Annotated in this window: 21 protein-coding genes and 1 pseudogene; 12 read left to right on the forward strand and 10 right to left on the reverse strand. The window is 63.5% G+C overall.

The window, feature by feature from the left end:
- Positions 1-17: 17 nt before the first annotated feature.
- Both NLI84_RS12005 and NLI84_RS12010 read left to right on the forward strand, forming a co-directional pair.
- Positions 18-899, forward strand: a complete 882-nt coding sequence (locus NLI84_RS12005) for an ArgP/LysG family DNA-binding transcriptional regulator (protein ID WP_255990455.1) — start codon at positions 18-20, stop codon at positions 897-899.
- Positions 900-952: 53 nt separating this feature from the next.
- Positions 953-1903 carry a D-2-hydroxyacid dehydrogenase gene (locus tag NLI84_RS12010; RefSeq protein ID WP_255990456.1) on the forward strand — a complete coding sequence of 317 codons (951 nt, stop codon included), beginning with the start codon at positions 953-955 and terminating at the stop codon, positions 1901-1903.
- Between the two features lie 143 nt (positions 1904-2046).
- Here NLI84_RS12010 and NLI84_RS12015 read toward each other — a convergent pair whose 3' ends face one another.
- Together NLI84_RS12015 and NLI84_RS12020 are read right to left on the reverse strand one after the other, a co-directional pair.
- The gene (locus tag NLI84_RS12015; RefSeq protein WP_255990458.1) at positions 2047-3057 is read right to left on the reverse strand and encodes a TauD/TfdA dioxygenase family protein; all 1011 of its coding nucleotides are present in this window, start codon (positions 3055-3057) and stop codon (positions 2047-2049) included.
- A gap of 67 nt (positions 3058-3124) precedes the next feature.
- Positions 3125-4645: an amidohydrolase family protein gene (locus NLI84_RS12020; RefSeq protein WP_255990459.1), complete on the reverse strand. Its 1521-nt coding sequence runs from the start codon at positions 4643-4645 to the stop codon at positions 3125-3127.
- Between the two features lie 372 nt (positions 4646-5017).
- Here NLI84_RS12020 and NLI84_RS12025 point away from each other — a divergent pair, with 372 nt between their 5' ends.
- The 3 genes from NLI84_RS12025 to NLI84_RS12035 are packed head-to-tail and all read left to right on the forward strand — an operon-like array spanning position 5018 to position 8032.
- On the forward strand, positions 5018-6379 hold the full coding sequence (locus tag NLI84_RS12025) for an LLM class flavin-dependent oxidoreductase (protein ID WP_255990460.1): 1362 nt from the start codon (positions 5018-5020) through the stop codon (positions 6377-6379).
- A gap of 13 nt (positions 6380-6392) precedes the next feature.
- Complete coding sequence (locus NLI84_RS12030) at positions 6393-7466, forward strand: ABC transporter substrate-binding protein (protein WP_255990462.1); 1074 nt, start codon at positions 6393-6395, stop codon at positions 7464-7466.
- 20 nt (positions 7467-7486) lie between these two features.
- A complete protein-coding gene (locus NLI84_RS12035; RefSeq protein ID WP_255990463.1) occupies positions 7487-8032 on the forward strand; it encodes a glutathione peroxidase in 546 nt (181 codons plus the stop codon).
- 161 nt (positions 8033-8193) lie between these two features.
- Here the strand turns inward: NLI84_RS12035 and NLI84_RS12040 are convergent, their stop codons facing one another.
- The 6 genes from NLI84_RS12040 to NLI84_RS12065 all read right to left on the reverse strand — a co-directional run bounded on the left by NLI84_RS12040 (position 8194) and on the right by NLI84_RS12065 (position 12505).
- Entirely contained in the window at positions 8194-9546 is a 1353-nt protein-coding gene (locus NLI84_RS12040) for a PQQ-dependent sugar dehydrogenase (RefSeq protein WP_255990469.1), read from the reverse strand.
- A 271-nt stretch (positions 9547-9817) separates the two neighbouring features.
- Positions 9818-10072: a hypothetical protein gene (locus NLI84_RS12045; protein ID WP_255990470.1), complete on the reverse strand. Its 255-nt coding sequence runs from the start codon at positions 10070-10072 to the stop codon at positions 9818-9820.
- Positions 10073-10324: 252 nt separating this feature from the next.
- Positions 10325-10723 carry a type II toxin-antitoxin system PemK/MazF family toxin gene (locus tag NLI84_RS12050; protein WP_255990472.1) on the reverse strand — a complete coding sequence of 133 codons (399 nt, stop codon included), beginning with the start codon at positions 10721-10723 and terminating at the stop codon, positions 10325-10327.
- 96 nt (positions 10724-10819) lie between these two features.
- Positions 10820-11266 (reverse strand): hypothetical protein, encoded by a 447-nt coding sequence (locus NLI84_RS12055; protein WP_255990473.1) that lies wholly within the window; start codon positions 11264-11266, stop codon positions 10820-10822.
- A gap of 93 nt (positions 11267-11359) precedes the next feature.
- Complete coding sequence (locus tag NLI84_RS12060) at positions 11360-11779, reverse strand: DMP19 family protein (RefSeq protein ID WP_255990474.1); 420 nt, start codon at positions 11777-11779, stop codon at positions 11360-11362.
- A gap of 69 nt (positions 11780-11848) precedes the next feature.
- Positions 11849-12505 (reverse strand): HAD family hydrolase, encoded by a 657-nt coding sequence (locus NLI84_RS12065; RefSeq protein ID WP_255990476.1) that lies wholly within the window; start codon positions 12503-12505, stop codon positions 11849-11851.
- A gap of 192 nt (positions 12506-12697) precedes the next feature.
- Between NLI84_RS12065 and NLI84_RS12070 the strand changes: the two are divergent.
- Positions 12698-13630 (forward strand): annotated as a pseudogene (locus NLI84_RS12070) (IS5 family transposase).
- A gap of 270 nt (positions 13631-13900) precedes the next feature.
- On the opposite strand, the gene guaB reads toward NLI84_RS12070, so the two are convergent.
- Complete coding sequence (guaB, locus tag NLI84_RS12075) at positions 13901-15367, reverse strand: IMP dehydrogenase (RefSeq protein ID WP_255990477.1); 1467 nt, start codon at positions 15365-15367, stop codon at positions 13901-13903.
- Between the two features lie 148 nt (positions 15368-15515).
- Between guaB and NLI84_RS12080 the strand changes: the two genes are divergently transcribed.
- Genes NLI84_RS12080 through NLI84_RS12095 form a run of 4 tightly spaced genes read left to right on the forward strand, consistent with a single transcriptional unit; the run spans position 15516 to position 19350 of the window.
- Positions 15516-16688, forward strand: a complete 1173-nt coding sequence (locus NLI84_RS12080; RefSeq protein ID WP_255990478.1) for a patatin-like phospholipase family protein — start codon at positions 15516-15518, stop codon at positions 16686-16688.
- 21 nt (positions 16689-16709) lie between these two features.
- On the forward strand, positions 16710-17231 hold the full coding sequence (locus NLI84_RS12085; protein WP_255990493.1) for a disulfide bond formation protein B: 522 nt from the start codon (positions 16710-16712) through the stop codon (positions 17229-17231).
- Positions 17228-18169, forward strand: a complete 942-nt coding sequence (locus NLI84_RS12090) for a hydrogen peroxide-inducible genes activator (protein ID WP_255990494.1) — start codon at positions 17228-17230, stop codon at positions 18167-18169. Before NLI84_RS12085 ends, NLI84_RS12090 begins: the two co-directional genes overlap by 4 nt.
- Positions 18170-18198: 29 nt before the next feature.
- Positions 18199-19350 carry an NAD(P)/FAD-dependent oxidoreductase gene (locus tag NLI84_RS12095; RefSeq protein ID WP_255990499.1) on the forward strand — a complete coding sequence of 384 codons (1152 nt, stop codon included), beginning with the start codon at positions 18199-18201 and terminating at the stop codon, positions 19348-19350.
- Positions 19351-19419: 69 nt separating this feature from the next.
- Here the strand turns inward: NLI84_RS12095 and NLI84_RS12100 are convergent, their stop codons facing one another.
- Positions 19420-20118, reverse strand: coding sequence for an SPOR domain-containing protein (locus NLI84_RS12100; protein ID WP_255990501.1), 699 nt, complete (start codon positions 20116-20118; stop codon positions 19420-19422).
- A 152-nt stretch (positions 20119-20270) separates the two neighbouring features.
- On the opposite strand from NLI84_RS12100, the gene ndk reads away from it, so the two are divergent.
- Both ndk and rlmN read left to right on the forward strand, forming a co-directional pair.
- Positions 20271-20696, forward strand: coding sequence for a nucleoside-diphosphate kinase (gene ndk / locus NLI84_RS12105; protein ID WP_255990502.1), 426 nt, complete (start codon positions 20271-20273; stop codon positions 20694-20696).
- A gap of 38 nt (positions 20697-20734) precedes the next feature.
- Positions 20735-21856, forward strand: a complete 1122-nt coding sequence (gene rlmN, locus NLI84_RS12110) for a dual-specificity RNA methyltransferase RlmN (protein WP_255990503.1) — start codon at positions 20735-20737, stop codon at positions 21854-21856.
- The last annotated feature ends 5 nt before the right edge of the window (positions 21857-21861 follow it).

The raw sequence follows: 21861 nt of genomic DNA on the forward strand, positions 1-21861 counted from the left end.
CCGGCTAATCGCAACCCATGTTCGACTACAAACTGCTCGAAGCGCTGGAAATGGTGGCACGCGCCGGCAGCTTCGATGGCGCGGCCAAGCGCCTGCATCTGACGCAGTCGGCCGTCTCGCAGCGCATCCGACTGCTGGAGGAGCGCTTTGGCGCCGTGTTGCTGGTGCGCGAAGCCCCGGTCAGGCCGACGCCGGCCGGCGAGCGACTACTCGCGCATGTGCGACAGGTGCGCGGGCTGGAGCAGACGCTGGAAGCCCAGGTCGACGGCGAGGCCAGCTGGCAGAGCCTGCGCATCGGCGTGAATGCCGACAGCCTGGCGATCGGCCTCATCCCTGCGCTGGCGCCCGTGCTGCGCCAGCACCGCATCCTGCTCGACTGCGTGGTCGACGATGAATCGTATACGCTCGATCTCTTGAAGGCCGGCGAAGTCGGCGGTTGCATCAGCACCCAATCGCAGGCCGTGGCGGGGTGTGAAGTGGTGTCGCTGGGCGCCTTGCCCTATGTGTTCGTCGCAACGCGCGCCTTCGCCCAGCACTTCTTCATCGCCGGCGTGACGCGCGAAGCGCTGGAACAGGCACCGGCCGCCGTTTACGGGCAGAAACAGAGCCTGCATCGGCGCTGGCTGCGCGAAATGCAAGGGCTGGAGGATGGCGGCTATCCCTGCCACGCTATCCCCGATTCCAGCGCGCTGTTCGCCGCGGCCTGCGCCGGCGTCGCCTACGCCGTGGTGCCCCGCGTTCAGGCGGCCGACGCGCTGCTGCGCGAAGAGTTGGTGATACTCGATGTGTCACCACTATCGATTGCGCTCTACTGGCATCATGCGGCGCGGCAGAACAAGGCCGCCGCGGCGCTCACCGAGGGCGTCCAGGAGTTCGCCGCCCGGCTGATCCTGGCCTGATCGCCCGCCCGAGTGCGGTTTTCGCGCCGCCACCGGCTGTATACGGAGTCGTCATGTCCCCGCATATCGTTTTTCTCGATCGCGCCACGTTGCCGGTGCCGCTACGCCAGCCGGCCCTTGCCCATGCCTGGGTGGAATACGCAGCCAGCAGCGAGGCTGAGGTCATCGCTCGCTTGTCCCAAGCGACCGTAGCCATCACCAACAAGATCCCCATCGGGGCTGCGGCGCTGGCTGCGGCGCCGCAGCTGAAACTGATTGCCGTTGCCGCCACCGGCTACAACATCATCGATCTGGCGGCGTGTCGCGTGCGCGGCGTGGCGGTGTGCAATATCCGCGACTACGCCATCCATGGCGTGGCCGAACACAGCTTGATGCTGATGCTGGCACTGCGGCGGCAACTGCCGGCATATCAGACCGATGTGCTCGCCGGCGCCTGGCAACGTGCGCCCGGTTTCTGCCATTTTGGCGCGCCCATGCATGATCTGGCGGGCAGCAGGCTCTGCCTGATCGGCTCCGGGGCCCTGGGCCAGGCCACCGCGCAGCTGGCCCGCGCCTTCGGCATGGAGGTTTGCTTTGTCGAACGACGCGGCGCTGTATCGGTACGCGCCGGCTATCTCGATTTCGACACTGCGCTCGCCACCGCCGACGTGCTCAGCCTGCATTGCCCATTGTCCGACGCGACGCGCAGCCTGATCGGCGCGGACGAGCTCGCCCGGATGAAATCGAGTGCGCTCATCATCAACACTGCGCGCGGTGGCCTGATCGACGAGGTGGCCTTGCTGCAGGCTTTGCGCGATGGCCGCATCGCCGGAGCAGGCCTCGATGTGCTGGTGGAGGAGCCCCCACGCCATGGCAACCCCTTGCTCGACGCGCGCCTGCCCAATCTGATCGTGACGCCCCATGTCGCGTGGGCCAGCATCGAAACGATGGAAGTCCTCGCGGAGCAGCTGATAGGCAACATCGAGGCCTACTTGCAAGGCCATCCGCGCAATCTGCTGGTTTGAACAGCACGCTACCAGTGATGCACCGCGCGCCGCTGCAACGGGCGCGACTGAGCTCGCCTGCGTGGCAGCGACGCTCGCGGCCTGCCGACTGAGCAAAGTGGCAGGCCGAGGCCAGGGCCCCGGCCTGCCTGGGCGTGGTGCGATCAGGCCGCGGGTGCCGATGCAAGAGCGATGGCTTTTTCAGCTTCGCGTGCCGCAGTTGCCCGTGCTGCCTTCAGCGCTTCGGGCTCTGAGGTGCCGAAGGCCGCCCCTTCGACGATCTGCGAGGTGAAGCCGTCCGGGCCTACCGGTACGTCGCCGGTGATGGTGGTGCGGTAGAGCACGCGCTCCACACCCTCGAGGTGATCCAGATCCTGCGGGGCGAGGTGGGCAGTGGCGCGGTTGTCCCAGAAAGCGATGTCGCCGTTGTTCCAGTGAAAGCGCACGGTGTAGGCGGGCTTGGTCACCTGCTCGAAGAAGATTTCCAGGAGCTTGTCGCTCTCGTGCTGCGACAGCCCGACGATGTGCGAGGTGAAGCCCGGGTTGACGAACAGCGCCTTCTCTCCGGTTTCCGGATGCACGCGCACCACCGGGTGGATGGAGACCAACGGGTTCTCGGCGAAGCGCTGGGCGAGCTTGCTGCCGGCGGGAATGCGCGAGCGGGCGCCGAAGCGATGCTCGGCCGTGAGGCCATCGGCCAGCGCGCGCAGTGGGGCGGACAGCCCTTCGTAGGCGGCGACGAGGTTGGTCCATTGGGTGTCACCGCCGAACGAGGGCACGTTCACCGCGCGCAGGATGGAGCCGGCAGGCGGGTTGACCACGGCCGTCACGTCGGTATGCCAGCGGCTCTCGTAGCTGGAGCGCTGGATGCCATTGCGCCGCTCGTAGCGGCTGCGATCGATCGGCAGCAGCTCCGGGTAGCCGTCGATGGGCTCGTCCTCGTGCGGGTGGGCGTAGGTCACTTCGCCAAAGCGGGCGGTAAAGGCCACTTGCGCGGCATGGTCGACCTGCTGGTTGCGGAAGAACACCACCTTCCACTTCAGCAGCGCATTGCGGATATCGCGCACCGCTTCGTCGGGCAGCGATTGCGACAGGTCGATGCCGCCGATTTCGGCGCCGATATGGCCGGCCAGTTGTGTGACGGTGACGCCGGAGGCGTGGGTAACGGTAGACATGGTATGGCTCCTTGGCATGCGCTGGCCGGGTCTCGGCACGGCGCGATTGGGCGGATGGGCTGGGGGTTCAGTTGCGGGATGCGTGTAGGGCGAGCTTGGCCTCGACGGCCGTGCCCTTGAAGAAGTCCGGGTTGGCCTCGGTGTAGAGCCGGTAAGGGTTCTCGAACACCAGCGCCTTGAAGTCGGCCTCGCTGATCACGCCCTCGTCGACCAGGTCGCGGCTTTCGGCCAGCGCCTCGGTCAGGTCGGGCACGTCCCAGTGGCCGACATCGGACGAGTAGATCGCGTTGATCTTCACGCCCAGCGGATTGGCCTTGTTGTTGAAGGCATGCGCCACGGTGCGATCATCGGCCTCGCTGCCGAAGTAGAAGTTGTCCACCCAGCGCGCCTTGATGTCCTCGACGCTTTCAATGCCGGCGAGCGCGAAGTCGTTCTGCTGCTCAAGGCTCGGCTGGCTGGCCTCGCGGGTGTAGCGCTTGCCCAGCGTGTCGGCGATCAGCTGCTGTGGCTCCAGCGAGCGGCCCTTCACCAGATCGCCGCCGTAGCGGCGGAACAGGTCGGCCAAGCCGTGGCCATCGAGCGCGGCCGGGTCGTAGTGCTTGAGGCCTTCCGGGCCGCGCTTTTCCCAGCGATCGACCAGGTGAATGAACACGCGCGCACCCCAGTCCGCGCCGCCTTCCAACAGGCCGAAGCGCAGCTGCGGGAAGCGGTGCGTCACGCCGCCGAAGAACAGCGCCTTGGCAAAGGCCTCGGATGCATCGGCGAAGTGGCCGATGTGGTTGAACATGTAGTTGCTGGTGGAGTTGCGGCCCACCCAGCCCTGACTGCCGTAGTGGGTGGTGATGGGTACGCCGAGCTCCACCGCCTTGGCCCAGAACGGGTCGTAGTCGTACTCGCTGTCGATACCGTAGAAATCGACCCACGACGCGTACTTCTCGATTTTCTTGAATTCCTCGGGCGAGAATTGCTGCTGGATCGCCTTGATCGGCCGGCGCACGCCGCCGGCGATATTGATCACCTTCAGCCCCAACTCCTTCACCGCGAATTCCAGCTCGGCGATGCCTTCCTCGGGCGTGTGCAGCGGAATGCCGGCCACCGGGGTCAACCGGTCGCTGTACTTGCGGTAGAGGTCGGCGTGGTAGTGGTTGATCGCGCGCTGCAGCACCTGGCGCGCCTCGGCGCTGCGCGCGGCCAGCGGCGAGAGCACGTTGTTGGGGAACAGGATGGAATAGTCGGCGCCCTGTTCATCCTGGCGCTCGTACAGGAGCTGCGGCAGGTGGTAGGTGGCGACATCCAGCGTGTTGTCGGTGACGCGCGCCCACCATGGGTTGCGGCGGGTGCGATGAAAATGGCGCTGCTCGGGCGTTTGCGCGTACCAGTCCTGGCCGTTGCTTTCCGAGCGTGAGCGCTCGCTGTTGGCGCGGCGAAACTCGTCGACAAGCTGCGTGCCGCCGTAATGCGCCACATAGTCTTCCAGCGCCGGTGTGTAGTCGTTGGTGTGCACATCGGTATCGATCACCGGGAAATCCAGCCGGGATTTGACAACGGCGGAACGGGATACCGAAGTGGCGGGTAGTCTTGCGGTCATGCACGATCTCCTGGCAAAGGCGGGCCGGCATGAGCCCTCATGCCGTGGCGTCAACCAATTTGCATAAACCGTGCCATGCTGCAAGCCGTTGATTTTTCTGTGGGTTGTGCAGAGATTTGCTGGCTTTGAAACGTCGATGTCAGCAATGTGCAGCAATCTGCACAGCGCGGTGAACCAGCCCCGCGAGGTTGGCGGCATCGCAGCAATCCGCCCGGATCATTGCTGCGATCGCAACAGCCGGTGGGGCCTGCGTGGGGCTGGGCAGGTGGGGCCCAAGCCGCGCCGTTGCTGGCGGAAAGGGCCATGTGGCGCGACTGGTATATCGCTTGCTACGTGAGGTGGCGTATTCCCACTCACGCAGGAAACGTTGCAATGTCCACCGCTCGCAAGCTGCGCCTCGGCGCTTTCGTCCAGGCCACCGGCCATCACATTGCCGCCTGGCGCCATCCGGATGCCCAGGCCGATGCCGGGCTCAACTTCAAGCACTACCAGACCATCACTCGTACCGCGGAGCGCGGCCTGTTCGATGCCATTTTCCTCGCCGATAGCCCCAGCCTGGAGGCGAGCGGTGATCCGGATGCCTTGAAGCGCAATGGCAAGCTCGCCAAGTTCGAGCCGGTCACACTGTTCGCTTCGCTGGCCGCGGTGACCGAGCACATCGGCTTTGTCGCCACCGCCAGCACCACCTACGAGCAGCCGTACACGCTGGCGCGCAAGTTCGCTTCGCTCGACTGGCTGAGCGACGGCCGCGCCGCCTGGAACGTGGTCACCACCGGCAACGAGAACGCCGCCGGCAATTTCGGCTATGACGCCCACCCGGACCATGCTGAACGCTACGAGCGTGCCGAAGAATTCGTCGACGTGGTGAAGGGCCTGTGGGACAGCTGGGAGGACGACGCCTTCATTCGTGATCGCGAATCGGGCATCTATTTCGACCCGGACAAACTGCACACGCTGAACCACAGCGGCAAGCACCTGAAGGTGCGCGGTCCGCTCAATGTCGGCCGTCCGCCGCAGGGCCACCCGGTGATCGTGCAGGCCGGTGCCTCGGACGACGGGCGCGAACTCGCCGCCAAGACCGCCGAAGTGATCTTCACCGCTTGGCAGACCCGCGAGGAGGCGCAGGCTTTCTACGCCGACGTGAAGGGCAGGCTGGCGAAGTACGGCCGCCGCAACGAGGATCTGCTGATCATGCCCGGCGTGTTCCCGGTGGTAGGGCGCACCGACGAGGAAGCGCAGGAAAAATACGAATTCCTGCAGTCGCTGATTCACCCCGATACCGCCTGGGGCATCCTCAAGACGCGCTACAAGGGCGTTGATCTATCCGGTTACAGCCTCGATGACCCGGCGCCGCTGCCGCCCACCGACACCAATGGTGGCAAGAGCCGGCTGCAGCTGGTGACCGACCTGATCGCCCGCGAGCAGCCCACGCTGCGCCAGCTGGTCTACGCGGTGGCGACCGCGCGTGGCCATCGCACCATCGTCGGCAGCCCCACCTCGATCGCCGACCAGCTCGAGGACTGGTTTGTCCACCACGCCGCCGACGGTTTCAACATCATGCCGCCCATTTTGCCCACCGGGCTCGACGATTTCGTCGAACTGGTGGTGCCCGAGTTGCAGCGCCGTGGCCTCTTTCGCACCGAGTACGAAGGCCGCACGCTGCGCGAGAACCTGGGCCTGGCCCGGCCGGAGAACCGCCACGTGCTGGCGCGCCGCCAGACCCTGGCGGCGTGAGGGCAGGGCGATGATGGATAGACGCACCCTGCTGGCGGGTGGCCTGGCTGCGCTGGCGGGCGCCGCCATGCCAGGTATTTTGCTGGCGGCGCCCGCCAAACCGCGTGTGATCCGCTTTGGCGTCTCGTCCGCCGGGGTCGGTAATCCACCGCGCAGCGGCACCGGCACGCTCGACGTGGTGCAGGCGCACCGCTACCTGGAGCAGGAGTTCGAAGCTGACGGCATTGCTGTGAAGTGGATGTTCTTCAAGGGGCAGGGGCCGGCGACCAACGAGGCGATGTCGAACGAGCAGATCGATTTCGTCAGCCAGGGTGCCTTGCCGTCCATCATCGGCCGGGCCGCCGGGCTCGATACCCGCGTGGTGTTCGTGTCGGGCGCGCGCGGCAACAGCTATGTGGGCGTGCCTCCAGATTCGCCGATCAAGTCGGTGAAGGAATTGCGTGGCAAGCGTGTCGCGTTCAACAAGGGCACGGCCGGGCATCTGGCCGCCATCCGCATACTCGATCTGCACGGCCTGACCGAGCGCGACGTGCGCGTGATCAACCTGGAGCCGGGCGCCGCGTTGGCGGCATTCCAGTCCGGCGATCTCGATGCGATCTTCGGCGGGCTCAATCTGCTGAATCTGCGCAACAAGGGCGCGTTGCGCGTCATCTTCGACACCCGCAACACCCCCGTGGCCACCGCGCCCAGCCACGTGCTGGTGCGCCAGCCCTTTGCCGAGCAGTATCCGGATGCGACGCGTCGTGTGGTGAAATCGCTGGTGCGCGCCGCGCGCTGGTCCAGCGACGAAGCCAATCGCGATGCGCTGTTCTCGCTCTGGTCGCAATTCGGCAGCACCACCAAGGCCATGTACCAGGAGGAATATGCCGGCGTGGCCATGCGCGACCGGCTCACGCCCTTGGCCGATCCGTTCATCCTGGCCCGCGAACGCGAGGCGATTGCCGATGCCTATCGTTTCAAGCTGATCCGCCGTACCGTCGATCCGGCCCAATGGCTGGATACCCGCTATCTCAATGCCGCGCTCAAGGAACTGAAGCTGGAACACTATTGGTCCCGCTTCGATGCCCAGGGCCGGCGCCTCACCTGAACCCGAATCGGAATCCTCCCATGAGTGCAAACCTGCAAGCCATTCCCCTCAACACCATCACGGGCGACCCTGCCACGCTGGCCGACTACGCCGGCCAGGTGCTCTTGGTGGTCAACGTCGCCTCCAAGTGCGGCCTCACCCCGCAGTACGGCGCGCTGGAAGCGCTCCATCGCGAGAAGCAGGACCAAGGCTTTAGCGTGCTCGGTTTTCCCGCCAACAACTTCAAGGGCCAGGAGCCCGGTCGCAACGAGGAGATCGCCGCGTTCTGCAGCAGTACTTACGACGTGACCTTCCCGCTATTCGCCAAGATCTCGGTGGCGGGCGACGATAGACACCCGCTCTACGATGCGCTCACCGCGGCCCGCCCGGATGGGGTCGATCGCGCCGCCTTTATCGAACGGCTGCAGGGACGCGGCCAGGTCGTGACCGACCCGGCCGGTGTGCTGTGGAACTTCGAGAAATTCCTGGTCGGCCGTGATGGCCGCGTGGTTGGGCGCTATGCCCCCGGCGTCGCGCCGGACGACGTGCGACTGCGTGCCGATGTGGATGCGGCGCTGGCGGCCTAGCGTGGCTAACAAAATCCTTCTGGCTACGTCGCGCTCACTTACCGTACGCCTTGTACTGTCTGCGACCGAAGGAAGTCCGGTTCACCGCCTTTCAGGACGTTTCGCACTTCTTGCCAGAACCGCTGCGCTGGATCTTGTTAGCCGCGCTTTAACCACGGTGGTTACTTGCGGTACAGCTCGTAGATCGCACCGGCGTAGTCGTCCGAGATATAGAGATTGCCGTTGCGGTTGGGGATCACGTCCACTGGGCGGCCCCAACGGCTGGCGATGTCGGCCGGATCGGTGAGGAAACCGGTAACGAGATCCTGCGGATCGGCGAAACCGTTGTCCGGCCGCAGCGGCAGATAGACCACCTTGTAGCCACGCGGCTGCGTGCAATTCCAGCAGCCATGCAGGCCAATCACTGCGCCGTTGCGCCATAGCGCCGGTACCGCGCTGCCGGTCCAGAAGCTCAGCCCCAGCGGTGCGGAGTGGGCCGGCAAGGCTTTGCTGATGCGGTCTATCGCGCTGCAATCGAGCACCGCCTCGTCTTCGTTGTTATCCACGTCGGGCAGGTAGGGGGGGCTGTCAAGCCCGCCCTCAAAGCTGGGGTTGCAATAAGGCCAGCCATAGTTGCCGCCGTTGCGCACCTGGGTGAAGGGTTCGGGCGGATTGTCGTTGTAGTAGGCCGGATCGAGCGCTTTGTAGGGGAAGCGGCCGTCTTTCAGCGGATAGTGGATGTTGTCGCGGTGGTTCACCGCGGCCCACCGCTCGCCCGTGACCGGGTGGATGGCCAAGCCCTCGGCGTTGCGCAGGCCTTGGGCATACAGCGTCAGCGCGCCGCCGATGTCGGGCGTGGTATAGATCGCGCCGCGCTTAGGGTTGGCGAGGATATCCGAAGGGTTGGCATTGGTCGCCGAGGCGATCGAGATATACATTGTGCTGCCGCTGAACGCGATGTTCTTCAGCGCGTGACCATAACTGCCCTGCAGTTCGGGCAGGGAGCTGTCCGGCAGATTGTCGACCACGGTGCTGCGCGGCCGCAGCGTGATGTCGCCGTCCATGTATTCGGCACGGCTGATGCGATCGGACTCGCCGATATAGAGATAATCGACGCCGCTCACCGTGTGGAATACCAGATCGTGCCCCTGGCTCAAGCCGCTGGCAAAGACATTGGTCGCGGCAGCGCCGTTGCCGGGTACCACGCGCACAATGAGGCCATTGCCAGGGCGCGAGACCAGCAGATCGCCATTGGGCGCCTCGGCCATGAAGCGCGCTCCAGGCACGCGGGCGATCACGCGCAAGCCAAACCCCGGCGGAACGATTGCGTTGCGCGCAATACTGAATGGCGCGGCATCGAGCCCGCTCGGCACTTCGACCGGTACGGAAACCGATGCGGCCGGCGGCCCGGCCGGTGTCGGGGTCGGGGTTGGGGCAGCGTGGTCGTCTCCATCGCCGCCGCCGCCACAGGCGGTCAGGGCCAGCAGACTGAGCAGCGCCAGCAACCGGGCAAGGGGTCGATTGAAGCGGACCATGGCTCAACTCCCAAACAAGGCGCTCGCCGCGCTGCATTCACGCGGGGCTTGTCATTCGTTGTTTAACGAAGCGTTCATGGCAATGCGAGGAGCCGGCTAGGAACCGGGTCTCAGCCGCCGCACAGCCCCCCCAAAATCCATGAACCTGCAGGGCGGGTTCGAAAAACAGCTATCCGCTCCGCCCCTGGCAATCAACCTTCTTGCAGGTGCCGTGCGCCTGATGGCGATCGTTTTAGATCCAGCACAGTGTCGCGAAACAGCGAATACAAGCCTAGTGCACAGTAGGTTCCGGTGGCGGGGGAAGGAGCTCGGGCAAGCCATCGTTCATATCATCATCGTCATCATCGGGAACCATGGGCACGATGACGACGCGCGGCGGCATGCCGGGCTTGCGAGGTGTGACGAGCGTGAAATCGGGCAGATCCAGCGGCAACATGGGGAAAACCTCTTCGACGATGCGCTCCCATTGTTGGTCATCGCTGCAAGGTAGGCTGTAGGACGAAATCTGAAATCGTTGTAGGGGCACGACCGCCGATCCAGCTATTGCGGGCGGTTTCCTTGCTTGAGATTGCCGCGTCCCAGCGCCATGCCACGCAGCGGTTCCGGCGTGCATGAACGGCTGGCCGAATCGAGGCCACGACGATCCATGATGCGGGCTCAAGGCGAGAGATGAATGGCAAGCAACGGCGGCATTGCATCTGCAAAATCGAGCAGTGTGGCCCACCATGGCGTGCCTGCTCGATTACAGGGTGGGGCCGTCCGCCCTGGATGGATGGGCTCATTGGCGATTGAAGAATGAAGTTTGCTGGAATCGCATTCCCGCCAATATCTGCTCGACGCGCTGGCTTGAAAGCGCGCCTATGCGTTCACCCAAACGGGTCTTGTACAGACAGGAAACTTGCGAAACCACCACGACACTTTGCTTGGCCAGATTTCCCTCCTCGGGCTCCAGCAATACGTTCCCTGGCTCATTGGCCTTGTTCAGGTTCGAACTGAGTGCGCAAACCACGACGGTGCTGATGCGGGAATGGTTCAAGACATCATCCTGAATGACGACGTAGGGATGCGGGTGCCCAGGGATGGACCCCCTGGATTCGTCGGCGCCGATCCAGAACACATCCCCCCGATTCACCACCCTGGCTTGGCTGCCTTGATAGGCCTCGGCTTCTCTATCCATGGGTTCTCGCTGACTGCATCAAACTAAACGTGCGTGAGATTATACGTAGGAGGTAAGGGGTGCGGCGCGGGCTTGCCGTGGTGATTGGCCGATAGATCAGCGGCCGAGGAGCTTGGCATAGAAAGTGGCGCTTGCAAGTCCGCCCAATAGGGAAAGGGTCAGCCAAATCAGGTGGTTGCCATGTGTGACGAAGAACCATAATCCGCCAAGAAGCAGTCCAAGAAAGAGTCCGACAGCAGTCGCTGAACGCCAATCGATGACCCAGATTTTTTGGAGCAATGTGTCAGCCGCGTAAAGCACGACAGAGCTAAAGGTAAAAGCCATTGGCAATTGCACCAGCGTTTGCAATTGCCATGTTTCGTTGGACTTGATGCCAGGCACGGTGGGCATTAAGTCAAGCAAGCAAGACGGCGTAAGCCACAACGGAGCAGAGAGCCGGACAGCTTGGCCTTTCGGATCGGCGATTGTGGCCGCGTACGCCACAGCCGCAATGCAGTGGGCGTAGTAGATCAAGACAATGGCAAGTCTGAGGCGATTACGCATGGTGACCCCTATTGCGGGAAGTAACTGGCAGCCGGGGCCGCGCAGCTGCGGATGGACATTGCATTGCAAAAAATGGGGATGTCCTTATCGAAATTAGGTGCGTGCATAGACTGCCTCCAGTCGAGAAACAACAGCCTGGACAAAGTCTTCTGGGAGCTCTTGAATTATTCTCGACGGCGGTGTAAATACTTCTTCTCCGTAGGTGGTTTCAATTTCTTCCAGGCGATCCATCCTCAGCTCACGATTTACAGGATAAGGATCACCGAAGTATTTGAGCGCTTCTCGAAATGCTTCCAGCGTGACAGGCATGTTTAAATTTTCAAGGCCTGACAAGGCAATCAATGCCAGGTCGCCAGAGCTATTCCAGAAATACTGATTTAGAGTCCCATTCATGGTTTCTGCTTCCAGCCACCACAAAGCTAGAGCTTCTTGCTCTTCCTTCATGAGCGAGTTGAAACCATTTGCCCAGTTTTCTTCAAGGCGTTTCCAGGTTGGGCTATTGGTTGGCTGCATGAAAGCCCCTAGCGTTTGACATGAGAGGCGGCGCCCGGCTCGCCGGTGATCGCCCGCTCGATGACAGGGTTAGACTGCTGATAGTAGGAATGCTCGGATTTCATTGAGGCTATCACTGCTGAACGCTACACGCGGGGACGTGGCGGCGGATTTCCAGATGGCTTGCATCCCAAGCTCCAGCGCGGGCTGCATATCGGCTGCGAAGTCGTCGCCGACGAATGCAGCAGTATGCGGCTCGACATCGAGCATCTGGAGGCAAGCGCGGAAGATGCGCGAATCCGGCTTCTTGATTCCGAGGCCGCCCGAGGTAACCAACGCATCGAGGTTCTCCCCGAGGCCCAGGCCTATGATCTTGCTTCGCTGAAAAGCGTCACGGCCGTTGGTCACAAGGCCAACCTTCATGCCCTGCGCTTTGCACGATCTGACGAGATCCAATGCACCAACGTACGGTTTGGCCGTCGCTCCAAGGTTCTTGTCGAAGTCCGCGAGCAGCGACTCGACGAGGCCTGACGGCAGTGAGAATTGATCTCGAAGGCGAGAGAAGACCTCGGTCTTCTCAATGCGAAGGTTGTTCAGAGCGACGTACAGGGATTCCCATTCGCTTTCATGGATGCCAAAGGACGAAAGTTCACCACTGGCATACTGCTTAGCCGCGACCGCACGCAATGTTGCAGACTTGTCGTGCAAGGTGTCATCGAGATCAAAGAGCACGGCTCGAAGGTTCATGAGTGTTAACGTCGCAGGTAAGGGGCGGCTGGAGTGCCGCAGACATTGGGGGGGGGAACCCAACAGCGCAGCAGTTTGGGTGTCCGGTTGGCTGAACAGCTAGGCGGCAGTTTGTCTGTGATATGCATGGATAGTCACCCCGGCTTTGTTGCACAATTCCCCTCGCCTGAACCCTACCGGTAAACGCCGGCCATGACCAAGCCCGCCCCAGCCAAGTACAAGACCACCAACTGGCGTGACTACAACGCCGCCCTCAAGGTTCGGGGATCGCTGTTGATCTGGCTTGATCCAGCCATGCCATGGTACGCGCCAGCCAGTGGCAAGCCCGGGCATCAGGCGACCTTCTCCGATGCCGCGATTCAGTTTTGTCTGTCGATCAAGGCGCTGTTCCGCCTGGCATTGCGGCAGGCCATCGGCATGGTCGAGGGCCTGATCAAACTGGCCGAGCTCGACTGGCGCATTCCGAACTACAGCACGCTCAGCCGACGGCAACAGACGCTGACGGTGCAGATTCCAGTACGACGTAGCGTCGGGTGACCTGCATCTACTGACCGACAGTACCGGCAACCAGTTCCTCGGCGAAGGCGAGTGGAAACGAGAAAAACATGGCGCCGAGTACCGTCGACAATGGCGCAAGGTGCATCTGGGCATCGACGCGCAAACGCTGGAAATCCGCGCGATTGAAATCACCGGCAATGGTGTGGGTGATGCGCCGGTGTTGCCGGATTTGCGGGCACAGATTCCGGTCGACGAAACCATCGCCAGCTTCCATGCCGATGGGGCTTACGACACCAAGGGTTGCCATCGTGCCATTGCCGAACGAGGTGCCGAGGCGATCATCCCGGTGCGCAAGAACGGCCAGCCAGGAAAGAGAACGGCGAAGGAGCGCGAGTGCGGAACGAAGTACTACGCGCGATGCGCCGGTAGGGTCCGGCGATCTGGAAACGCTGGGGCGGTTATCACCAGCGCAGCCTGGTCGAAACCAAGATGCACTGCTTCAAGTTGCTGGGTGAACGGGTGAAGGCGCGCACCTTCGAGCGACAGGTGGCGGAGCTGCAAGTCCGTGCCGCCTTGCTCAACCGGTTCACGCAACTGGGCATGCCGGAAACGGTGCGCGTGGCATAAATCCGTCCGGGGTTGGGGCTGGCTCAACTTTCTGCCGGGTTGTGCAACAAAGCCTTCTGGCATTGCAGCTCGGTTAGCGCCTTGATTCCCACCGGTTTTTACTGAAGTACAAGCCCCATTGTAAAACGGTGGGAGAACGGAGGGGATTATTTGTGGTTTTGGCTGTATGTGGCGAGATGGCGTTAGACAAGAAAAAACCCGCTAACCTAGTAAATTAGCGGGTTTAGTTGGTTTTTCTGGCTGCGCTAGGAACGCGTCAGTATGGCGTCCTTACTCCATCCGGTAGTTCGGTGCTTCCTTAGTGATCTGCACGTCGTGCACGTGCGATTCGCGGATGCCGGCCGAGGTAATCTCGACGAATTCCGCCTTGGCGTGCATGTCGGCGATGCTGGCGCAGCCAAGATAGCCCATGGACGAGCGGATGCCGCCGACCAGTTGATGCACGATGGCGGTCATCGGGCCCTTGTAGGGCACGCGGCCTTCGATGCCTTCCGGCACCAGCTTCTCGACATTGGCGGTGTTCTCTTCCTGGAAGTAGCGGTCGGACGAGCCTTGCTGCATCGCACCGAGCGAACCCATGCCGCGGTAGCTCTTGTACGAGCGCCCTTGGTAGAGCTCGACTTCACCGGGCGCTTCCTCGGTGCCGGCGAACAGGCCACCCAGCATCACGCAGTGGGCGCCAGCTGCCAGTGCCTTGGCAATGTCGCCGGAGAAGCGGATGCCGCCATCGGCAATCAGCGGCACGCCGGTGCCGGCCAGTGCTTGGGCCACATTGGAAACAGCGGAAATCTGCGGCACACCTACACCGGCAACGATACGCGTGGTGCAGATGGAACCGGGGCCGATACCGACCTTGACCCCGTCGGCGCCGGCTTCGACCAGCGCCAGCGCGGCGGCGGCGGTGGCGATGTTGCCGCCGATCACCTGTACCTGCGGGTAGGTTTGCTTGACCCAGCGTACGCGGTCGATCACGCCCTGGCTGTGGCCGTGCGCGGTATCGACGACGATGACGTCGACGCCTGCTTCCACCAGTGCCGATACGCGCTCCTCGGTGTCACCACCGGTGCCGACCGCGGCGCCGACCAGCAGGCGGCCATGGCTGTCCTTGGCGGCGTTCGGGTGCTCGGTCTTCTTGATGATGTCCTTGACGGTGATCAGACCCTTGAGGCGGAAGCTGTCGTCGACGACCAGCACGCGCTCCAGGCGATGCGTGTGCATCAGCTCGCGTGCTTCGTCGATGCTGGCGCCTTCCTTGACGGTGACCAGGCGATCCTTGGGCGTCATGATCGACGCGACCGGGGCATCCAAGCGGGATTCGAAACGGATGTCGCGGTTGGTGACGATGCCGACCACCTGACCGTTGGCATCGAGCACCGGCAGGCCGGAAATCTTGTGCTGGCGGGTGATGGCGAGCACATCGCGCACCGACATCTCGGGGCGGACGGTGATCGGGTCCTTGACGATGCCCGATTCGTGACGCTTGACCTTGGCCACTTCCTGCGCCTGATTCTTGGCTGGCATGTTCTTGTGCATGATGCCGATGCCGCCTTCCTGCGCGATGGCGATGGCAAGGCGGGCTTCGGTCACGGTATCCATGGCGGCTGAGACCAGCGGCAGGTTCAGCTGGATATCGCGGGTCAGGCGGGTGGACAGGGTAACGTCGCGGGGCAGGACGCTGGAATGGGCGGGAACGAGCAGAACGTCGTCGAAGGTCAGAGCTTTCTGAACAATACGCATGGGGCGCAAATCCTCGGGGCGCAAAAATCGATTATACCGGGCTGTTGCTTTCTAGGCTACGGTCGGCATGAAAGGGCACGCGGGGATTGCATGCGTGTGCGCCGCCCGCTAGCGTGTAAGAAAGACAAGTCAGGGGAGGGGAATGGGTATGGATTTGCGATCGCCGCAATGCGCGGGGCGCACGGCGCTCATTCTGTCGGGCGGGGGCGCCCGGGCGGCTTACCAGGTGGGGGTGTTGCTCGCTGTGTCGCGGCTCTCCCCGCGCCAAGTGGGCAATCCCTTTCCCATCATCTGCGGTACCTCGGCCGGCGGCATCAATGCGGCCGCGATCGCGGCCGGCGCTGAGGATTTTCATCGCGCGGTGCGCGAACTCGCCCGCGCCTGGCTGCAGCTCACGCCCGAGCAGGTGTATCGCGCTACGCTGCCCGCGCTGTTCGGCCGCGCCGCGCACTGGATGTTCTCGCTGCTGGTGGGCGGCTTGGGTCGGCACAACCCGCGCTCTTTTCTCGACAGCAAGCCGCTGGGTCAATTGCTGCATTCGATGATCGATTTTCCCGGCGTGACCCGCAGTATCGAGCGTGGCTATCTGCGTGCATTGGCGATCACCGCATCGGGCTACACGTCGGGGCAATCGGTCAGTTTCTTCCAGGGTTGCGACGAGCTGGAGGGCTGGCAGCGCGCACTGCGCATTGGCACGCGCACGCAGATCGGCCCCGAGCACTTGATGGCGTCCAGCGCGATTCCACTGGTTTTCCCTGCGACGCACATCCATCGCGAGTACTTCGGTGATGGCTCGGTGCGGCAAGTGGCACCGATCAGCCCGGCCATCCATCTGGGGGCGGAGCGCGTGCTGGTGATCGGCGTGGCACCGCAGCGCGAGGTGGGGCCGGCCCGCGAAAAGGTCGTCGGCTACCCGTCGATTGCCCAGGTCGCAGGCCATTTGATGGACAGCATCTTTATCGATGGCCTGGAGGCCGATCTCGAACGGGTGCGCCGCATCAATCGCACGGTTGGGCTGCTGCCGCCAGCGGAGCGGGTAAGGCTGGGTTTGCGCCCGATCGAGGTGCTCAGCATCACGCCCAGCCGGCCGCTGGAGCGGCTGGCAATGCCGCACCGTTCGACCTTTCCCCCGGGGCTGCGCTTCATGCTGGGCGGGCTCGGTGCTTTCCGGCGGCAGGGCTCGGTGGTGGCCAGCTATGTCCTGTTTCACCACCAGTACACGCGGGAACTGATACGGCTAGGCTACCGCGACGCGATGGCGCAGCGCGCCGCGCTCGCCGATTTCCTTGCCGACAGTCAGCGCGCTACAATCGCCGATTGAAAAAAACAATCGGGAGTGACAATGCGCTGGCGTTTGCCGTTTTTGCTGTTGTTCCTGGCATGCGTAGGCATGATTGCCTTCGCGCTTTACCATCAGTACGTGAACTGGGTGATGCCCTGTCTGATGTGCGTGTACCAGCGCCTCGCTGTCATTGCCTATGGCCTGGTCGCCCTGCTGGCGACGTCCTGGCTGCCCAGGTCGCGCACCGGAGTGGCGCTGATCGGCGTGCTGGCGAGTGCGGCTGCGTTGTTTGGCGCCGCCACCGCTGCCTGGAACATCCGCCTGCAATACGGCCCTGCCGATCCCAGCCTGGTTTGCGGCTCCAGCCTGCCTTTCCCCATTGATCTGAACGCACCTGGTTGGCCCGAGTGGTTCGTCGCGCTGATCCGCCCGGTCGGCGATTGCAGTCAGATTGATTTCACCTTGTTTGGCGTATCGATGCCGATCTGGACGCTGTTGACTTGCATTGGTCTGTTGGCCGTGACCTTTGTGTTGTGCCGTCTGCGCTGGCGCGAGCTGGCGCCGTGGGGGGGGCGGGCATGACGCTGACGGAACTGCGCTATATCGTTGCCGTTGCGCGCGAGCGCCACTTCGGCCGCGCGGCGGCCAGCTGCTTCGTCTCGCAGCCGACCTTGTCAGTGGCGGTGAAGAAGCTGGAGGACGAGCTCGGGGTGACGCTGTTCGAGCGCTCGGCGGGCGATGTCACCCTCACTCCCATCGGCGAGCGCATCGTCGAACAATCGCAGGCGGTGCTGGAAGAGGTGCAGGTGATCAAGCAGCTGGCGGAGCAGGGCAAGGACCCGCTGGCCGGCGCCTTGCGCCTGGGAATGATCTACACCATCAGCCCCTATCTGCTGCCGCATCTGATTCCGGCATTGCGCGAACGCGCGCCGCAGATGCAGCTGCTGCTGGAGGAGAACTACACCTCGCGCCTGGTCGAAATGCTCAAGCAAGGCGAGATCGATATCGCCGTCGTCGCCGAGCCCTTCCATGAAAGCGGCATCGTCACCCAAGCGGTGTACGACGAGCCTTTCGTGGTCGCAACGCCCAAGGGGCATGCTTGGGAGGCGCAGGACGAAATCGATTCCGAGCAGCTCTCCGGAGAAAACGTGTTGTTGCTGTCGCCCGGCAACTGCTTTCGCGATCATGTGCTGCAAACCTGCCCCGACCTCAACCGCGAGAGCGTGGCGGCCGGCAGCAGCCTGCAACGCACCCTACAGGGCTCGTCGCTGACGACCATCCGCCACATGGTGGCGGGCGGCATAGGCGTGACCGTGCTGCCGATCACCTCGGTGACGCCAGCGGATGACGCCCTACTGGCGATACGCCCCTTTGCCGACCCTGTACCGTCGCGTCGCGTGGTGCTTGCCTGGCGCAAGAACTTCCCGCGCGCCGCCGCCATCGAGGCGGTACGGCAGGCGGTGCTCGCCGCCCCGCTGACCGGGGTCGATTACCTGCCCGATGCCAGGGCCAGCGCCTGATTCCCTTCTAGATTCAATCCGGAGTACCCATGTCCGAACCCGTCGTCATCGTTGGCTCCGGGCTTGCCGCGTATAACTGCGCGCGCGAGTTCCGCAAGCTCGATTCCGCTACGCCGCTGACCATCGTCACCCGCGATGGAGGGGGCTTTTATTCCAAGCCCATGTTGTCGAATGCGCTGGCTGGCAACAAGACGCCGCAGGCGCTGGTGATGAAGCCGGTCGAGAAGATGGCCGAGGAATTGAACGCCACCATCCTGACGCGGCGCTCGGTTGTGAGCATCGATACCCAGAGGCGCCAGTTGCAGCTCGATGATGGTGCCGCGCTGGCCTACCGCGACCTGGTGCTGGCGCTGGGCGCCGATCCGGTGCGATTGCAACTCACGGGCGACGCGACCCCCGAGATCTTGTCGGTGAACGATCTGGACGACTACGCGCGCTTTGCCGAGCGCCTCGATGGTGTCCGGCGGGTGGCTATCCTTGGCGCGGGCCTGATCGGCTGCGAGTTTGCCAACGATCTCCTGGCGCGCGGCATCGAGCCCGTGGTGATCGATCCCGCGCTCTGGCCGCTCTCGCGGCTGGTGCCGCAGCAGGCGGGAGCCTGGCTGCAGGCGAAGCTTGCCGCGGCGGGCGTCGATTTTCGTCTGGGCTTGGCGGCGAGCGCGGTGGCGCGTAGCGAAGCGGGTTACCGGCTCACCCTGGCCGATGGCAGTGAGCTGGAGGCGGGGCTGGTGTTGTCCGCCGTTGGCTTGCGCCCGCGTACCGCGCTGGCTGGTGAGGGCGGTCTTGCTGTCGCGCGCGGCATCGTCGTCGACCGGCAGCTGCGCAGCAGCGATGCCCACGTCTATGCCCTCGGTGATTGTGCCGAGGTGGCGACGCTCAATCTGCCCTTCGTCATGCCCATCATGCAGCAGGCACGAACGCTGGCTGCCGTGCTGGCCGGAGGCATCGCAGAGCTTGCCTATCCGGCAATGCCGGTGGTGGTGAAAACCCCTGCCTGCCCGACGGTGGTGGCGCCGGTCTTGGGGCAGAGCGATGCGCAGTGGCAGATCGAGGCGACTGACACGGGGTTACTCGCGCGTAGCGTGGGCGTAGCGGGGGAGCTGCTGGGCCTGGTGCTGATGGGCGAGGCGACCAAGCAACGCCAGCAATTTGCGCCGAACCTGGTGCCTTGGCTGGCCTGACGCGCAAGCCGGAACCCAGAAAACAGAAACGCGCCCCAGGGCGCGTTTCCAGTTTGGGCAATACGCTGGCTATTGTTGCTGCACCACAGGCTGGATGCCGAGAGCGCGCAGCTTGCGAACAGCGGCATCGGCTTCGGCCTGGGTCTTGAAGGGGCCGAGTTGGACCCGGGTTTCCAGGTAGGCCGGCAAGCCGGCGGCCTGCAGCTGGCGCAACAGTTTCTCGGCATTGTCGGCATGCAGGAATACGCCGGCCTGGACCGTGACTTCCTTGGCCGGGCGCGCCGGAGCGGCGGGCGGAATCGGGAGGGCGGGACGAGATGGCTTGGCCAGTGTCGGGGCCGGTTGCGCGCGCGGCGGCGGTGGCTCGGTCGGCGCGGGGCGTAGAGGCTGTACCGGCGAGGTCAGCGTCGGATGGGCTGTCGGGGCCGAGGTTGGGGTCACCGCCACGGCCGTTGGCGTGGCTGTCGGCGTCGCGGCGCTGGTCGGGGCAGTTGGCGGTGCTGAGGCCGTGACGGGCTCGCTGGCGACTGCACTCGCCGGCACCGGGGCGGCTGCCGGCTGCGAGGCCACGGCAGTCGGCGCTGTGGCGATGCGCGGCGCGGCAGGACGGACCGGTTCATCGGCAGCTTGATCGGGGCGATCGAGTAGATAGATGCCGGAAAGAATGATGACGATCAGTCCGGCGGCAATGCCCAGCCGCCAGAACACCTGTTCTTTCAGCCGATTCTGCTCGGCGTCGCGCAATATGGGGTCTTGTCCTTCGCTCATCTGCCGCTATGATTGCAAGTTTGTTATAATACTCGGCTATTTTGGCTCGACGCAGGGCCAAGCCTGGTGCTGTAACGAGGCTAGCCTAGTTTCGCGCACCGCCGCAACGATTTCCTTCTTTCACTGAACCGTTAAGTTACTCTGGAGTCAACATGGCTATTGAACGCACGCTGTCGATCGTGAAACCCGATGCAGTTGCCAAGAATGTGATCGGCAAGATCTACGACCGTTTCGAATCGGCCGGCCTCAAGATCGTCGCCGCCAAGATGAAGCAACTGTCGCGTGCCGAAGCCGAAGGCTTCTACGCCGTGCACAAGGAGCGCCCGTTCTTCAATGATCTGGTCAGCTTCATGGTGTCCGGCCCGGTGGTGATCCAGGTGCTGGAAGGTGAAAATGCCGTGCTGAAAAACCGTGAGCTGATGGGCGCCACCGACCCGAAGAAGGCGGATGCCGGCACCATCCGTGCCGATTTCGCCGATTCGATCGATGCCAATGCCGTTCACGGTTCGGACAGTGCTGAAAACGCCGCAATCGAAGTAGCCTACTTCTTCGCGGCTTCGGAAGTTTGCGGCCGTTAAGTCGTCAGCCCTTTTCGGGCTGACCGAGGAGTAAAGAGATGTCTGTCAATCTGCTCGATTACGATGCCGATGGCCTCGCAGAGCTGATGGTCCGCTACGGCGAGAAGCCGTTCCGCGCCAAGCAACTGATGAAGTGGATACACCAGCGGGGCGTGTCCGATTTCGAGCAGATGACGGACATCGCCAAGACCTTCCGCGGCAAACTGGCTGCGGATGCGCTGGTGAAGTCGCCGGACATGCTGGCCGAGCACGTGGCCAGTGACGGCACGGTGAAATGGCTGCTCGACGTCGGTGTCGGCAATGGCATCGAAACGGTGTTCATTCCCGAGGACGATCGCGGCACGCTGTGCGTGTCGAGCCAGGTGGGGTGTGCGCTCGATTGCTCGTTCTGTTCGACCGCCAAGCAGGGCTTCAACCGCAACCTGTCGGTGGGCGAGATCATCGGTCAGCTGTGGTGGGCCGAAAACCGGCTTTCCGCCGAGCAGGCCCGCATTGGCGCGCCGGCGCAGGAAGGGGGGCGCATTGTCTCCAACGTGGTGATGATGGGCATGGGCGAGCCGCTCGCCAATTTCGAAAACGTGGTCGCCGCCTTGCGGATGATGCTGGACGACAATGCCTACGGCCTGTCGCGCCGCCGCGTCACGCTGTCGACCTCGGGCCTGGTGCCCGCCATGGACCGCCTGCGCGACGCCTGTCCGGTGGCGCTGGCTGTCAGCCTGCACGCACCCAACGACGCCTTGCGCGACGAGATCGTGCCGATCAACAAGAAGTATCCGCTCAAGGAGCTGATGGCGGCGTGCAACCGTTATCTGGATAAGGCGCCTAGAGATTTCATCACTTTCGAGTACGTGATGCTCGAAGGTATCAATGATCAACCCGAGCACGCGCGCCAATTGGCGGCGCTGATACGCGACGTGCCGTGCAAGATCAATCTGATTCCGTTCAACCCCTTTCCCAACTCGGGCTACAACCGTTCGTCGCGCGATGCTATTCTCGCCTTTCGCGACATCGTCGCCGAAGCCGGTTACATCATCACGGTGCGCAAAACGCGTGGTGACGATATCGATGCCGCATGTGGTCAGTTGGCCGGTCAGGTCAAGGACCGTACCAAGAGAACGCAGCGTGCGCCCGAGGCGCAGCCGATCACGTTCCATAGTTGAAGGGG

The organism is Chitinolyticbacter albus, assembly GCF_024437655.1.
Classification (GTDB): Bacteria; Pseudomonadota; Gammaproteobacteria; order Burkholderiales; family Chitinibacteraceae; genus Chitinolyticbacter; species Chitinolyticbacter albus.

Excerpts from the sequence above, each read along its gene's own strand:
- NLI84_RS12005 (WP_255990455.1), top strand. The coding sequence starts at position 18 with ATGTTCGACTACAAACTGCTCGAAGCGCTGGAAATGGTGGCACGCGCC.
- NLI84_RS12010 (WP_255990456.1), top strand. The coding sequence starts at position 953 with ATGTCCCCGCATATCGTTTTTCTCGATCGCGCCACGTTGCCGGTGCCG.
- NLI84_RS12015 (WP_255990458.1), bottom strand. The coding sequence starts at position 3,057 with ATGTCTACCGTTACCCACGCCTCCGGCGTCACCGTCACACAACTGGCC.
- NLI84_RS12020 (WP_255990459.1), bottom strand. The coding sequence starts at position 4,645 with ATGACCGCAAGACTACCCGCCACTTCGGTATCCCGTTCCGCCGTTGTC.
- NLI84_RS12025 (WP_255990460.1), top strand. The coding sequence starts at position 5,018 with ATGTCCACCGCTCGCAAGCTGCGCCTCGGCGCTTTCGTCCAGGCCACC.
- NLI84_RS12030 (WP_255990462.1), top strand. The coding sequence starts at position 6,393 with ATGGATAGACGCACCCTGCTGGCGGGTGGCCTGGCTGCGCTGGCGGGC.
- NLI84_RS12035 (WP_255990463.1), top strand. The coding sequence starts at position 7,487 with ATGAGTGCAAACCTGCAAGCCATTCCCCTCAACACCATCACGGGCGAC.
- NLI84_RS12040 (WP_255990469.1), bottom strand. The coding sequence starts at position 9,546 with ATGGTCCGCTTCAATCGACCCCTTGCCCGGTTGCTGGCGCTGCTCAGT.
- NLI84_RS12050 (WP_255990472.1), bottom strand. The coding sequence starts at position 10,723 with ATGGATAGAGAAGCCGAGGCCTATCAAGGCAGCCAAGCCAGGGTGGTG.
- NLI84_RS12055 (WP_255990473.1), bottom strand. The coding sequence starts at position 11,266 with ATGCGTAATCGCCTCAGACTTGCCATTGTCTTGATCTACTACGCCCAC.
- NLI84_RS12060 (WP_255990474.1), bottom strand. The coding sequence starts at position 11,779 with ATGCAGCCAACCAATAGCCCAACCTGGAAACGCCTTGAAGAAAACTGG.
- NLI84_RS12065 (WP_255990476.1), bottom strand. The coding sequence starts at position 12,505 with ATGAACCTTCGAGCCGTGCTCTTTGATCTCGATGACACCTTGCACGAC.
- guaB (WP_255990477.1), bottom strand. The coding sequence starts at position 15,367 with ATGCGTATTGTTCAGAAAGCTCTGACCTTCGACGACGTTCTGCTCGTT.
- NLI84_RS12080 (WP_255990478.1), top strand. The coding sequence starts at position 15,516 with ATGGATTTGCGATCGCCGCAATGCGCGGGGCGCACGGCGCTCATTCTG.
- NLI84_RS12085 (WP_255990493.1), top strand. The coding sequence starts at position 16,710 with ATGCGCTGGCGTTTGCCGTTTTTGCTGTTGTTCCTGGCATGCGTAGGC.
- NLI84_RS12090 (WP_255990494.1), top strand. The coding sequence starts at position 17,228 with ATGACGCTGACGGAACTGCGCTATATCGTTGCCGTTGCGCGCGAGCGC.
- NLI84_RS12095 (WP_255990499.1), top strand. The coding sequence starts at position 18,199 with ATGTCCGAACCCGTCGTCATCGTTGGCTCCGGGCTTGCCGCGTATAAC.
- NLI84_RS12100 (WP_255990501.1), bottom strand. The coding sequence starts at position 20,118 with ATGAGCGAAGGACAAGACCCCATATTGCGCGACGCCGAGCAGAATCGG.
- ndk (WP_255990502.1), top strand. The coding sequence starts at position 20,271 with ATGGCTATTGAACGCACGCTGTCGATCGTGAAACCCGATGCAGTTGCC.
- rlmN (WP_255990503.1), top strand. The coding sequence starts at position 20,735 with ATGTCTGTCAATCTGCTCGATTACGATGCCGATGGCCTCGCAGAGCTG.